The organism is Devosia sp., from assembly GCF_028290435.1.
Taxonomy (GTDB): Bacteria; Pseudomonadota; Alphaproteobacteria; order Rhizobiales; family Devosiaceae; genus Devosia.
Map to the genome: position 1 here is coordinate 1 of NZ_JAQGJV010000030.1, position 11,735 is coordinate 11,735.

Here is an 11,735-nt window from a genome sequence, read left to right on the forward strand (position 1 = left end):
CTTAGCAACTTCAGAAGCTTGCCGGTCGCTGCGGGCCTTGCGGCGCCGCGGTCTCCAGCGATGAGCCGGGTTATAGGGGCAGGTGTTTGACCTGTAAAGCCCGGAAAATGACAAAACTGACTTTTTCCAGTTTAGCCCGATCGGCCCGTGTGGATAACTCCCCTGAGACCCTATGGAGTCGGGGCGTCTGCGCGCAACAGGCCCTCCTGTTTCAATTCTGCCCAAAGCTGATCCGGGATCGGGTGGCGCATTGATTCAATGTTGCGTCCTACCTGGGAAGGATGCAGCGCGCCGGGAATAACCGACGCAACCAGCTGATGATGCAACGGAAATTGCAGCGCGGCCGCCGCCAGCGGCACCGCGTATCGTGCGCACACCGCCTCAATGCGGCGGACATGCTCGGCTTCGAGCGGAGACGGCTCGTGATAATTGTACCTGGCCCCTGGCACCACGCCGGTCGCCAGAATGCCCGAGGCGAACACGCCACCGATGACCAGGCCAACGCCGCGCCGCTCGCAGAGCGGGAATTCCTCATCCAGCACCGGCTGCTCGGCCAGCGTATAGGGCAGCGCCACGAGGAAGAAATCGAGATCGAGCAGGTTGAGAAAGCGCGGAATGGTGCCTAGCCGGTTCACCCCTGCCCCGACGGCACCGATCAGACCATGGGCTTTGAGCTCCTGCAGCGCTCGCATGCCGCCCGTCGCCAATTGCGTCAGGTGCGCCGCGAGCAACGCTTCGGACCCCATATTGGCGGCGTCCAGATCGTGGATCAGCAGAATGTCCACGCGGTTCATGCCCAGCCGCTGCAGGCTATCCTCATAGGAGCGCATCACTCCGTCATAGGAATAATCGTAGTGATGCTGGAATTTGAGCCCCTCCGGCCAGGACCGCTGCGTCTTGGCAAAGGCCTCGGGATCAGCCGGCGCGGTGAAGATACGGCCGACCTTGGTGGAGAGCCGGAACGCTGAGCGGGGTTGGTTGAGCAGGAAACTGCCCATGCGGCGCTCGCTCAAGCCACGCCCATACCAAGGCGAGGTATCGTAGTAGCGCACGCCCTCCGCCCAGGCCGCCTCCATCGTGGCTGTCGCATCGGCCTCGCTGACCGCCGCAAACAGATTGCCCAGCGGCGCGCCGCCAAAGCCGAGCTGCGGCAGAGTCACGTCCGTGCGGCCGAGTTGGCGCTGTTGGAACGGATCCATCGCTACGCCGCGAACTGGCCGAACGGCACCGCGACCGGCACCACCTGCGCCAAGAGCTGGTCGATCTCGCGTGCCGTTATCGGATCAATCGCCGTCGTCGGGCTGCGCACCAGCGGCGTGCGGATGACACCCTGCCGCACCAGCAGCTGCTTGTGCATGAAATAGAAGATGTCGCCGCCCTGGTTGCCCAGCCGGTTGATCGCCATGATGGTGCGGTCGAAATGTCTTCGCGCCGCGATCTCGTCGCCGGCGCGGAAAGCGTCCCACACTGCGACGAAATCGGCGGGCTGGCTGCAGAACGGCATTGTGCCCAGTGCGCCGCGCCGCAATTCCTCGATGAAATAGCTGCCGCCCGCGCCGCCGAAAATTGTCAGCCGCTCGCCCGCGACCGTCGCCATGGCCGCGACCTTGCTGGTCACAGGCAGCGTCTCGACCTTGATGTACTGCACATTACGGCAGGCATCGGCGATGCGCAGCGCCAGCCCCGGCGGCACCGGTCCCTGCGGCACGTCCTGCAGGATGATCGGAATGCCCACATTGCGGTCGATCGCCACGTAATAGTCGAAGATTTCCTCGCTGCTGACCGGCATGAACGAGGGCGGAATGACCATCAGCGCATCTGCGCCCGCCGCCTCGGCGGCTTTGGAATAAAACACCGCCAGGTCCGTGCCGGCCGCGCCGCTATTGATGACCATCGGCACGCGCTTGCCACCCGCCGCGATCACACACCGCGTCACCTGCGCGCGCTCGGCCTCGTTGAACTTGAAGATCTCGCTGCCCAGCGCCACGCCCAGTCCATGCACGCCGGCAGCAATATTGAATTCGACCAGATTGACGAGGCTTTCCTCGTCAATCCTTCCGTCTGCGAAGAACGGAGTGATGAGAATGGGAACGACGCCATGCAGCATTGGAAGGGACATAAAAAGCTCTCTCAGAAAATTGGGCGTCAGTCGGCGTGGAACATTTCGTCGAGCGGCTCTTGCCAGGGCGAGAAATCCGCATTGGTTTCCATGTAGGGCGCCATCATCTCCCACCATTTCCACACGATGGGATCGATGGGGGCGCCGGGCACGGGTGGCTGGTCGAGCTCCTGATAGGCGAACAGCAGCAGGCCATAGCGATAGATGGAGAAGTTGTGGGTCCCGCTGCGCGCCATCAGCGCCAGCATCTCGGGCCAGATTTCATCATGCTTGCGCTTATAGATCGCCTCATTGCCCGGCTTGAGCTTCATCACCCATGCATGCCGCATCGCTGCCCCCCTAAGCCATGACCGGCTGGGCCAGCAGCGGCCAGGCGCCGAGATAGCCGATGCGCCGGCTGACGGCGCCGCAAGCCTCGTTCAACAGCGCAACCTTGGGCATGATGGCCTCGCCCGGTTCCTTGACCGATGGCCCGGTAATGCTCATCGAGCCGGCGGGATGACCATTGCGATCAAGGATCGGCACCGAGACGCAGTAGACCCCGATCACCACCTCCTGGTCGTCGATGGAATAACCGCGCGCCTTGATGCGCACGAGTTCGGCCTTGAGCACATCGAGATCAGTAATGGTCTTGGCGGTCAGCGCCACCAAAGGCAGCTCGAACACCTTGGCCTGCTCGGATGGCGCCATATAGGCCAGCATCACCTTGCCGGCGCCGCCGCAATGCATCGGCCCGCGCGAGCCGATGCGCATATCGAGTTGCATGCCCTCATTGCCGCGCACCTTGTCGATACACACCCCGTTGCGCCCGCTCAGGGCATTCAGGTTGACCGTCTCGCCCGTCGCCTGGGCGATCTTTTCGGCATAGGGCCGCGCGAGCCGGGGCAGTTCGATGCGTTCGAGCTGGCTGCCAGTGATCTCCAGCAGGCGGAACGAGAGTTCCCATTCCCCATCGGCCGTACGCTCCGCAATGCCCTCTCCCTCGAGGTCGAGCAGCAAGCGATGCACAGAACCCAATGGCAAAGCCAGTTGGGTAGCGATGGCGCGCACCCCCAGCGGGCTCTTGCGCGCTAAGAGGTCCATGACCTGTACTGATCGCTTGATGCTCGACATTGAGACTGATTTTCCCCGCTACCAGAACTTCTTTTCCAGGGCCATGGGATCGATCAGGTTGTCGTCGATATAGTCCCACTCGATTTCATAGCCCATGCCAGGACCGGTTGGCATGTGCACGAAGCCCTCGGCATCGATCTTGTCACAGGTGTTCTTGAGGTAGGGATGGGGCGCGTCATAGTCGACGCCGGGCGCCAGCAAGCCCTTCTCGTAATATTCGGACGTGTCTTCGGAGGTGGCCCCGATAACCTGCAGATTACCCCAGCCCGCCATGTGCATTTCGCAGCGGAGGCCATAGGCCTCGGCGACGATGGCGGTCTTGCGCGCACCGGTAATGCCGCCGCGCACCACATCGATGCGGCTCATGTCGCCAGCACCGCGCAGGATCCATTCGGCGCGCGAAAACACGCCACCGGCAATGATTTCGGGCGACAGGATCGGGATCGACAGCTCGCGCGACAGTCGCACATAGCTCTCGGTGCGGTATTCGGGCATCGGATGCTCGTACCAGTAGAAGTTGAGCTTTTCGAGCTCGCGCCCGACCTGGATGGCCTCCTCCATAGACATGTATGTGCCCCAGGGATCGAACATCAGCACGTAGTCCGGGCCGACGGCCTCGCGCACCAGATGGCAGGTTTCGATATCGGCCTTGATATTGCTGGGGCGACCGGGCGTCGGCTGGCCGGTCTCGGGATTCCAGAAGTAATGCGGATGGATTTTGTAGGCCTGATAGCCCTCGTTCTTGCAGGCCAAGGCATGCTCGGCATAGACATGCGGCTTGCCGATATTGGGATAGGTCGAGGCATAGGCCTTGACCTTCTCGCGCCCGGCGCCGCCCATTAGCTTGTAGACCGGAGTATTGAAGGCGCGCCCGGCCAGATCCCACAGCGCATTGTCGATGACGCTGGCGACATTCTCGGGCGTATTATTGACCCACAGCCACTTCCACACCATTTCGCGGTCGAGCGGGTCCTGCCCCTTGAGCAGCGGCAGGATGCGGCCACGGATCATCTGCTGGTCGACAATGTTAAGCCCTTCGGCATCGCCATGCGAGCCTCCGCCAAGATAATAGCCGGTGACGCCGGTATCGGTTTCGATCGCCAGAATGGTCTGCATCAGATCGGCCTTGGGCACGGGCAGCGCATGACCCACGTCCCAGCGATCGGCATAGGTGCGGAAGGTCTTGATGCGGATATCGGTGATTTTCACGGCAATTGGCCTTTTCGAAGCGAATTTGGGATTGGGTTATTCATAGGCATCGCCGCCACGGAAGCGGTCGAGCAGGACGGCCGCCAGAAGCAGCAGGCCGACGATGATGTTGACGTAGTAGGGACTGATCGAGCGCAGATCGAGAATGTTGGACACCCCGGCGACTGCCAGTAGCCCCAGCGCGCCGCCGATCGGATTGCCGACGCCGCCACGCAGGATCGAGTAACCGCCGATCATCAGCGCGGCATAAACTTGGAATTCAAGGCCAACGCCGGTCGCCCGCGCCGCGCTGCCTAACTGGCCGGCAAAGACGATGCCGCCAAGCCCGCCGCCGAATGCGCTGAGCAACAATGCGACCACGCGCACGCGCTTGACTGAAATGCCGGCGCGGGCCGCGGCACGATCATCGCCGCCCACCGCCTGAATATGACGGCCCAGCCGGCTTTTAGACACGAGGAGCGATGTGAACAGCGTCAACACCACAGCGAGCAGGAAGAACAGCGGCAGGCCGAACACGGACTGATTGACCAGTGTGAACAGGCCCGGATTGAACGAGAAGATCGAGCCCTGCGGCCCCAGCAGCACCCAGGTGATGCCGCGCAGGGCCACCAGCATGCCCAATGTCGCCGCGATCGCTTCCGCGCCGAAACCCACAATGGCGATGGCGTTGATGCCGCCGAAGAAGACGCATGCCAGCAGCGTCACCGGCGCAGCTGCCCATGGGTCCCAACCCAAAGTCAGGAACGTCGCGAACAGCGCCGACGAAAACCCGACCATCGAGCCGATCGACAAATCGACCACGCCCGAGAGCAGAGCAAAGCCGGCAAAGGCACCCACGATCAGCGGCACGATCAGGAAGGTGCCCATGATGCTGATATTGCCGAAGCTCAAAAACTTCGGTCCGACCCAGATCAGCCCCACTGCCAGCACCACAATAAAGGTCAGTGCGATGCTGGCCACCGAGCCGGTCAGCAACTCGCGCAAGGGATGATGGGGAATAACATAGGTATCGCGCTTGGCGGCAAGATCGGTCATGGCATACCCCTGCGTGCGCGCAATCCGTCGATGGCGACCGCGATGATCAGGATCAGGCCCTGGAAAATCGACTGCGTGTCCGAGGACAGTCCGAAGAACACCAGCGACGTTGGGATGGTGGACAGGAACCCGACGCTGAGCAGCAGCATCCAGAAATTGCCGCGCCCGCCGGCCAGCGAAATGCCTGCCAGGATCACCCCGGCGATGATGTTGAGCTGCATGGCATTGCCCGAGCCCGGATTGAACGGACCACTGGTGGCCGCGAACAGCACGGCCGCGAAGCCGACGAAACCACCGGCCGCCGTAAAGATGGCAAAGCGCGTTGCCTTGAGCGAAATGCCGCGCGCCCGCGCCGCCATGCGGTTACCGCCGACGGCAGTGGCGCGGCGGCCATAGCGGGTGCGCGGCAGCATGAAACCGACGATCAGCACCAGCGCCACCATCGGCCACCAGATTGCAGGCAGTCCGAGAAAGCTGGCGCGGCCGAAGGCATAGATTTCACTGCGTTGCGGCACTTCGGCGAGCTGGAACACGAGGAATAGCGCGGCGAGACCAACGAAATTGGTGGCCAGCGTCACGATGACCGGATTGAGCTTGGCGAAGACGATGATGGCGGCGTTGAACGCGCCCCACGCCATGCCAGTCAGGATGGCGCCGATGATCACTACGAAGAGCGGCATGCCGGCTTCCGACAATCGCACCGCGACGAGGCTTGCGGTGATCATGCCGGCCGGCTGGCTCAGGTCGATGAAGCCGCCCGAGATGGCGACCAGCCCCTGCCCGATCGACAGCACGCCGACAATCGACATGGTGAAGGCGACCGCGAGCAACGTCTGATGGGAAATGAAGTCCGCGCGGTAGATGCCGGTGGCTGCGATCAGCAGCAGCCACGCGGCGATGAGCATGAGCCCGGTGCCCCAACCGTGGAACCGCACCTGCAGCGTCATGGCTGGCGGGGAGGCTGGCATGGTTTGTTCGAGGGACATCGGGTTCCTCTGTCTACTTGTTCGGGCAGAACAGTTCGTACTCGGTGGTCCCTGCTGGGGCCGCGAGCAGTTGCGTGACGCGGGCGGCCATATCGGGCACCGATTTTGCCTGTTCGGCAGAAACCGGGCATGGCTGAACCTTGGATGCCGGATCGCCCGCATCGGCCTTGAGCGCCGGGACAGTGCCCGCCGCGATCGGCCCGATCACGTCCTTGACCGCGTAAACCGCATAGCCTTCGAGGAAGTAGAACACCGAGCCCGCCAGGTGCGGATTGACATTGTCGCCGGTGATGAAGGCGCCGTCCTGGCCCCAGCCGATCACGCCATCGGCGCGGCCAAGCTGTTCGGCGGCATTGATCAGCGACAGGACGCCGCCGTCATTGAGGCCAACCACGGCCATGTTCTTGGCATCGGGATGGGCGGCGAGCAGATCGCGGGCAGCCGGCAGGCCGACAGCGGCGTCGCCCTGGCTTTCGAACGAAACCCACTTGGCATCCGGAATATCCGGGCACACTTCCTTGAGGCCGGTGCGCATCCCGCCGGTGCGCCACTCATTGACGATACCGGCTGAAGCGCCTTCCGCCGAAATCACCAGGTCGGGGTTGCAGTCCCACTTGGCCTTGATCAGCTCGCCGAGCTGCTTGCCGCCGGCAATACCAGCCGCGAGATTGTCGATGCCGACGAAATACATGCCGGGATCGGCGATATCATAGGCGACGACCGGGATATTGGCGGCCTTCAGCACCGCGGCGATTGCCGGATTGGACGACGGCTGACCATTGAACTGGATGACAGCATTGACGCCTTCCTGCACGAAGATCTGTGCGTTCTTCAGCGCCGTTGCGGGATCGTTGTTGTTGGAGAGTTCGACATAATCCCAGCCGTTCTTTTCGGCCAGCGCGCGGGCGACGTCGCCCTGTGCCTTCATCCATTCGCAGCAGGTATTGCCGCCAACGGCCATGCCGAGCTTGAATTTATCCTGGGCCGAGGCCGTTCCGGCAAAGCCTGTAGCGGCAAGCACGAGTGTAAGCATCATCATGGCGATGACGCGCAGAGACCGACGCAGCATGGGTTCCTCCTCAAAGGTGCGATAAGTCCGAATATCCGCCTGCCGGTTGATCCGGTTCTGGGCGGGTTAGGCGGTAGCGAGTGTGGCGGCCTCCTCCTGATGATCGCCCGGAATGGCCCCGGTGATCAGGCCGACGATTTCGGACACCTGCGTGTCCTTGACTGTGCGCGTGGCAATCGAGCGGCCCAGCCGCATCACGGTGATACGGTCGGCAACGGACATCAATTGCTGCATGTTGTGGCTGACGATGATCACGCTGACATCCTGCTTGCGCAGTTCGCGGATGACGTCGAGCACCTGGCCGGTCTCGCGCACGCCGAGCGCGGCCGTCGGCTCATCCAGAATGACGATGCGGCGGCCCCAGAGCAGCGCGCGGGCAATCGCGAGACACTGCCGCTGGCCACCCGACATGCCTTTGACCGTGACATTGATCGACGGGATTTTGACCTGCAGGCTGTCGAGCACTTCGCGCGCCCGCTGCCGCATCTGGCGGTCGTCGACCAGGTTGAAAAACCGCGCCACCGGATTCTTGGAAATCTCTTCGCGGCCCAGATAGACGTTCTGATAGGCCGTCATGGTGTCGACCAAGGCCAGGTCCTGATAGACCGTCTCGATGCCCGCATCCATCGCGTCCTGTGCCCGGCGCAACTGGATCGGCGTGCCATCCACCAGCACCTCGCCACTGCTGGCGCTGATAATGCCGGACAGGATTTTGAGCAGCGTCGACTTGCCGGCGCCATTGTCGCCAACCAGCCCCAGCACTTCGTTTTTATTCAAGGTCAGCGACGCATCGGCCAGCGCAATGACGGCACCAAAATGCCGCGCAATGCGCCGTGCTTCGAGCACGGGCTGAGACAGCAGGTCATTCATGAGCACGCCTCCTAATGTTCCATATTTGGAACACACGTACCATATATAGAACGCTAACGTGCGGGGAGGCTGGGTGTCAAGGCACCTGTGAGATCTCAGACCAAAGACTAATGAGGCAGGCTAGACGACGGCTTCCAGCACGTCGCGATCGGCCAGCACCATGCCGAAACCGGGCGCTTCCGTGAGCCGCAGCTTGCCGTTCTGCGGCATGGGCTCGCCTTCGAACAGATCACCGAACACCGGCATGATGGTTTGCCCATCGGGACTGGCCGCCACGTATTCGCAGAAAGCAGGTCCCGGCTGGCTGGCGATGAACTGATACGAATACGGCCCGCTGCCATGCGGCACGACCGGAATGTCATAGGCCGAGGCATGGGCGGCTATCTTGAGCAGCTCGGTCATACCGCCGACCCACATCACGTCGGGCTGCACGATATCGAGCGTACGCTCCTCGATCAGGCGACGGAAGCCGAAGCGGGTATACTCGTGCTCGCCCGTCGTCCATTTCATCGTCGGATGCGCGTGCTTGATGGCGCGGAATCCCTCGACATCCTCGGGCGACAGCACCTCTTCCCACCAATGGATATTGAGGTGTTTGCAGGCTTCGGCGAGCCGGATCGCATAGTCGACCGTCAGCGACATGTAGCAATCGACCATCAGCGGATAATCGGGACCAACGGTGGCGCGATGCGCTGCGAGGAACGCCACGTTCGCCCGCAACCCTTCCTCGCCATCGAAATGGCTATGCGGCAGCGGCACCTTGGCGCCCCAGAAGCCGAGCGCCTTGATCGCGTCAGGCGCGGGCCCAGTGCAGTAGAAGGTGATCTCGTCGCGGCTCAAGCCGCCGATGAGATTGTAGACCGGCTCGCCGCGCACCTTGCCCACGAGGTCCCACAGCGCCAGGTCGACGGCGCTGATCGCCATGATGGGTAGCCCCTTGCGCCCATAAGGCAGGGTGGCGCGATAGAGCTGGTCCCAGATCAGGTTGAGATTGCGCGCATCCTGGCCCACCACGAAACGAGCGAAATGGTGCTTGATCAGCCATGCCGCCGGCGCGCCGCCACTCCCGGTCGCCACGCCAACGGTTCCATCTTCGGTTTCGATCTCGACCACCAGCGCGCCCAGCACGCCAATACCCCAGCTCGAGCGTTTCTCACGAAACGCCGGATAGCCCGACATCGGGTTGGAAATCAGCGAATCCACCAGCCAGTGATTGGACAGGCCCGGCTTGAAGTAGGTCCCGGCCTTGGCACTCGGCTTGATGGTATAGACCCGCAGATCCTTGATGCGAAACGCCTGGCTCATGGCAGCAGAAACACGCGCTTGAGCCCCACCTGCGTGGGCACGTTGTTGGTGTCGGTCTCCATCACATCGGCCATGTGCTTCCACCAGCGCTTCATGATTTCCGTCTCGGGCATCCGATCCATGGTGTGATCGTCGGTGCGGGTCAAAATTCCGAACAGATGGTTGGTCTCGGGGTCCAGCCAGATCGAATAATCCGACACCCCGGCATCCTTGAGCGCCTGCGCCAACTCGGGGAAAATCTCGTCATGGCGCTTTTCGTATTCAGCGGCCTGGCCGGGATTGAGGTTCATGCGAAAGGCGATACGTTCTGACATTTTGGACCCTACTGAAGTTTGCCGGCTTCCATGGATTGAATGGTGGTGTCGCGGACATGTTCGAGATGAGCGCGATAAGCGGCCACTGCCGTCTCTGCATCACCCGCGACCAGCGCATCGGCCACCGCGATATGCTGCTTGACGCTATGGGTGATGACGCCCCGCACTTCGCTGGCGGTACGCCGCACATCGAGCCCAAGATCGTAAAGGACCTGCGCCAGCGCCGAGAGCAGGTCATTGGCCGCGCCACCATTGATGGCCTGGTGGAACTCGATATCGAGCAGGCGGAACGCCACCGGGTCGTGCTCGAACGCCACCCCATCAACCGCCAGCTTGTGGATGCGCTGCCGCAGTTCGGGCGACGCGCGCAAAGCGCACAGCCTCACCAGTTCGAGATCGACCACCGTTCGGGCCTCGAACTGCTGGTGCACATCGTATTCGGCGACCGACAGCATGGTATTGAACGGCGCCACGAGCCGCGTCGGCGTCAGGTCGGTGACCGTGTAGCGCCCGCCCTGCCGGCTGACCAGCACGCCCATCAGCGTCAGCGCCTTCAGCGCCTCGCGCAATGGCGGGCGGGAAATGCCGAAGGCAATGCCCATCTGCGCCTCGGTGGGCAGCTTGTCGCCAGATTTCAGATTGCCGCTCTTGATCATCGCCATGATGCGATTGGCGACCTGCTCGGCCAGCGACTTGCGCTCCAGCGTGCCGCCGCCAAATTCGGCCTCGTCGATCAGGCTGTCGCCGGGATCGAAACCGCTTTCATCTGCCTGTGCGATGGATTTGACCATGCCGCCGCCCTACAGCCCGAGCCGGTAGAAGCTGTTGGCATTGTCGCGATAAATCTTGCGCGTATCCGCCTCGCTCACGCCGAGATCGGCGAACGCCCGATCGAGCACCTCGACCCAGCGCGGCAGCGTCGTCGCCTGCAGGCACACCGGATAGTCGCCGCCATAAATGGTGCGCTCGACACCAAAACTCTCCAGCGTCGCCGCGATGAACGGGCGCAGATCGGTCTCGGTCCAATTCTTCTTGTCGGCCTCGACCGGCAGGTCCGATAGCTTGATCCACAGGTTCGGATGCCGGGCCAGCTCGGCCACGTCATCGCGATATTGCGCGATCGCGCCCTCCTCGATCCCCGGCTTGCCGCAGTGATCGAGGATCAGCTTCACATTGGGAATGCGGTGCACGAACTCGCGCACGATATCCATTTGCGTGTGGTTGACGTTGATCTCGAAGTGATAGCCGAACTTCTCGAGCAGGTTCACGCCCTCTACGAAGTCCCGGCTCAGCGTCAGCGCCCGCGGATCGGCATCGAACTCGACGATGCGGCGAATGCCCCGCACCATTGGGTGCTTGCTGGCCATCTCCTCCAGCATCGGCTCGACTCGGCTGCCCCATTCCAGCGGCGCCATCGGCACGATTGCCTTCAGGCGCTGGTCGCGCTGCGCTTCCTCTTCGACGAAGGCGATCTCTTCCAGATACTGCCCGCCGGCCGGGGTGAAATCGGCATAGCATTCGAGGAACACCATGGCATCGACATCGACGCGGCCAAGCGCCGCAGCATAGTCCTCGATGTGGTGGTCGCGCCCGAAGATCGGGTGACCCACAAACCCGGAATAGGTCAACCGACTATGATCGAAGATATGCAGATGCGTATCGATGATGGGAAAATTCGGCATTGGTGACGTCCCACTCCCGTGTTCATCGATGTG

The 11,735-nt window shown here is 62.4% G+C and carries 13 protein-coding genes; all 13 read right to left on the bottom strand.

Annotated features, from left to right (window positions below; genetic code table 11):
* Positions 1-170 precede the first annotated feature (170 nt).
* The 13 genes from JWP26_RS08395 to JWP26_RS08455 all read right to left on the bottom strand — a co-directional run bounded on the left by JWP26_RS08395 (position 171) and on the right by JWP26_RS08455 (position 11,702).
* Positions 171-1,199 (bottom strand): aldo/keto reductase, encoded by a 1,029-nt coding sequence (locus tag JWP26_RS08395; protein ID WP_299725697.1) that lies wholly within the window; start codon positions 1,197-1,199, stop codon positions 171-173.
* A gap of 2 nt (positions 1,200-1,201) precedes the next feature.
* Positions 1,202-2,119 (bottom strand): dihydrodipicolinate synthase family protein, encoded by a 918-nt coding sequence (locus JWP26_RS08400; RefSeq protein WP_299725700.1) that lies wholly within the window; start codon positions 2,117-2,119, stop codon positions 1,202-1,204.
* Between the two features lie 26 nt (positions 2,120-2,145).
* A complete protein-coding gene (locus JWP26_RS08405; RefSeq protein WP_299725702.1) occupies positions 2,146-2,448 on the bottom strand; it encodes an L-rhamnose mutarotase in 303 nt (100 codons plus the stop codon).
* Positions 2,449-2,458: 10 nt separating this feature from the next.
* Positions 2,459-3,232 carry an IclR family transcriptional regulator gene (locus JWP26_RS08410; RefSeq protein ID WP_299725704.1) on the bottom strand — a complete coding sequence of 258 codons (774 nt, stop codon included), beginning with the start codon at positions 3,230-3,232 and terminating at the stop codon, positions 2,459-2,461.
* An 18-nt stretch (positions 3,233-3,250) separates the two neighbouring features.
* Positions 3,251-4,441 (bottom strand): enolase C-terminal domain-like protein, encoded by a 1,191-nt coding sequence (locus JWP26_RS08415; protein ID WP_299725706.1) that lies wholly within the window; start codon positions 4,439-4,441, stop codon positions 3,251-3,253.
* Positions 4,442-4,477: 36 nt separating this feature from the next.
* A complete protein-coding gene (locus JWP26_RS08420) occupies positions 4,478-5,476 on the bottom strand; it encodes an ABC transporter permease (RefSeq protein ID WP_299725708.1) in 999 nt (332 codons plus the stop codon).
* The gene (locus JWP26_RS08425; RefSeq protein ID WP_299725711.1) at positions 5,473-6,462 is read right to left on the bottom strand and encodes an ABC transporter permease; all 990 of its coding nucleotides are present in this window, start codon (positions 6,460-6,462) and stop codon (positions 5,473-5,475) included. The genes JWP26_RS08420 and JWP26_RS08425 overlap by 4 nt, the downstream gene beginning before the upstream one ends.
* Before the next feature lie 13 nt (positions 6,463-6,475).
* Positions 6,476-7,531: a sugar ABC transporter substrate-binding protein gene (locus tag JWP26_RS08430; protein WP_299725714.1), complete on the bottom strand. Its 1,056-nt coding sequence runs from the start codon at positions 7,529-7,531 to the stop codon at positions 6,476-6,478.
* Between the two features lie 66 nt (positions 7,532-7,597).
* Positions 7,598-8,401 (bottom strand): ATP-binding cassette domain-containing protein, encoded by an 804-nt coding sequence (locus JWP26_RS08435; protein ID WP_299725717.1) that lies wholly within the window; start codon positions 8,399-8,401, stop codon positions 7,598-7,600.
* 120 nt (positions 8,402-8,521) lie between these two features.
* Complete coding sequence (rhmD, locus tag JWP26_RS08440; RefSeq protein ID WP_299725720.1) at positions 8,522-9,706, bottom strand: L-rhamnonate dehydratase; 1,185 nt, start codon at positions 9,704-9,706, stop codon at positions 8,522-8,524.
* On the bottom strand, positions 9,703-10,020 hold the full coding sequence (gene rhaM / locus JWP26_RS08445) for an L-rhamnose mutarotase (RefSeq protein ID WP_299725722.1): 318 nt from the start codon (positions 10,018-10,020) through the stop codon (positions 9,703-9,705). Before rhaM ends, rhmD begins: the two co-directional genes overlap by 4 nt.
* 8 nt (positions 10,021-10,028) lie before the next feature.
* On the bottom strand, positions 10,029-10,811 hold the full coding sequence (locus JWP26_RS08450; RefSeq protein WP_299725725.1) for a FadR/GntR family transcriptional regulator: 783 nt from the start codon (positions 10,809-10,811) through the stop codon (positions 10,029-10,031).
* Positions 10,812-10,820: 9 nt separating this feature from the next.
* On the bottom strand, positions 10,821-11,702 hold the full coding sequence (locus JWP26_RS08455; RefSeq protein WP_299725727.1) for an amidohydrolase: 882 nt from the start codon (positions 11,700-11,702) through the stop codon (positions 10,821-10,823).
* Between the last annotated feature and the right edge of the window lie 33 nt (positions 11,703-11,735).

What these genes read in the sequence shown, in the direction of transcription:
- JWP26_RS08395 (WP_299725697.1), bottom strand. Translation starts at nt 1,199, where the DNA reads ATGGATCCGTTCCAACAGCGCCAACTCGGCCGCACGGACGTGACTCTG.
- JWP26_RS08400 (WP_299725700.1), bottom strand. Translation starts at nt 2,119, where the DNA reads ATGTCCCTTCCAATGCTGCATGGCGTCGTTCCCATTCTCATCACTCCG.
- JWP26_RS08405 (WP_299725702.1), bottom strand. Translation starts at nt 2,448, where the DNA reads ATGCGGCATGCATGGGTGATGAAGCTCAAGCCGGGCAATGAGGCGATC.
- JWP26_RS08410 (WP_299725704.1), bottom strand. Translation starts at nt 3,232, where the DNA reads ATGTCGAGCATCAAGCGATCAGTACAGGTCATGGACCTCTTAGCGCGC.
- JWP26_RS08420 (WP_299725708.1), bottom strand. Translation starts at nt 5,476, where the DNA reads ATGACCGATCTTGCCGCCAAGCGCGATACCTATGTTATTCCCCATCAT.
- JWP26_RS08425 (WP_299725711.1), bottom strand. Translation starts at nt 6,462, where the DNA reads ATGTCCCTCGAACAAACCATGCCAGCCTCCCCGCCAGCCATGACGCTG.
- JWP26_RS08430 (WP_299725714.1), bottom strand. Translation starts at nt 7,531, where the DNA reads ATGCTGCGTCGGTCTCTGCGCGTCATCGCCATGATGATGCTTACACTC.
- JWP26_RS08435 (WP_299725717.1), bottom strand. Translation starts at nt 8,401, where the DNA reads ATGAATGACCTGCTGTCTCAGCCCGTGCTCGAAGCACGGCGCATTGCG.
- rhmD (WP_299725720.1), bottom strand. Translation starts at nt 9,706, where the DNA reads ATGAGCCAGGCGTTTCGCATCAAGGATCTGCGGGTCTATACCATCAAG.
- rhaM (WP_299725722.1), bottom strand. Translation starts at nt 10,020, where the DNA reads ATGTCAGAACGTATCGCCTTTCGCATGAACCTCAATCCCGGCCAGGCC.
- JWP26_RS08450 (WP_299725725.1), bottom strand. Translation starts at nt 10,811, where the DNA reads ATGGTCAAATCCATCGCACAGGCAGATGAAAGCGGTTTCGATCCCGGC.
- JWP26_RS08455 (WP_299725727.1), bottom strand. Translation starts at nt 11,702, where the DNA reads ATGCCGAATTTTCCCATCATCGATACGCATCTGCATATCTTCGATCAT.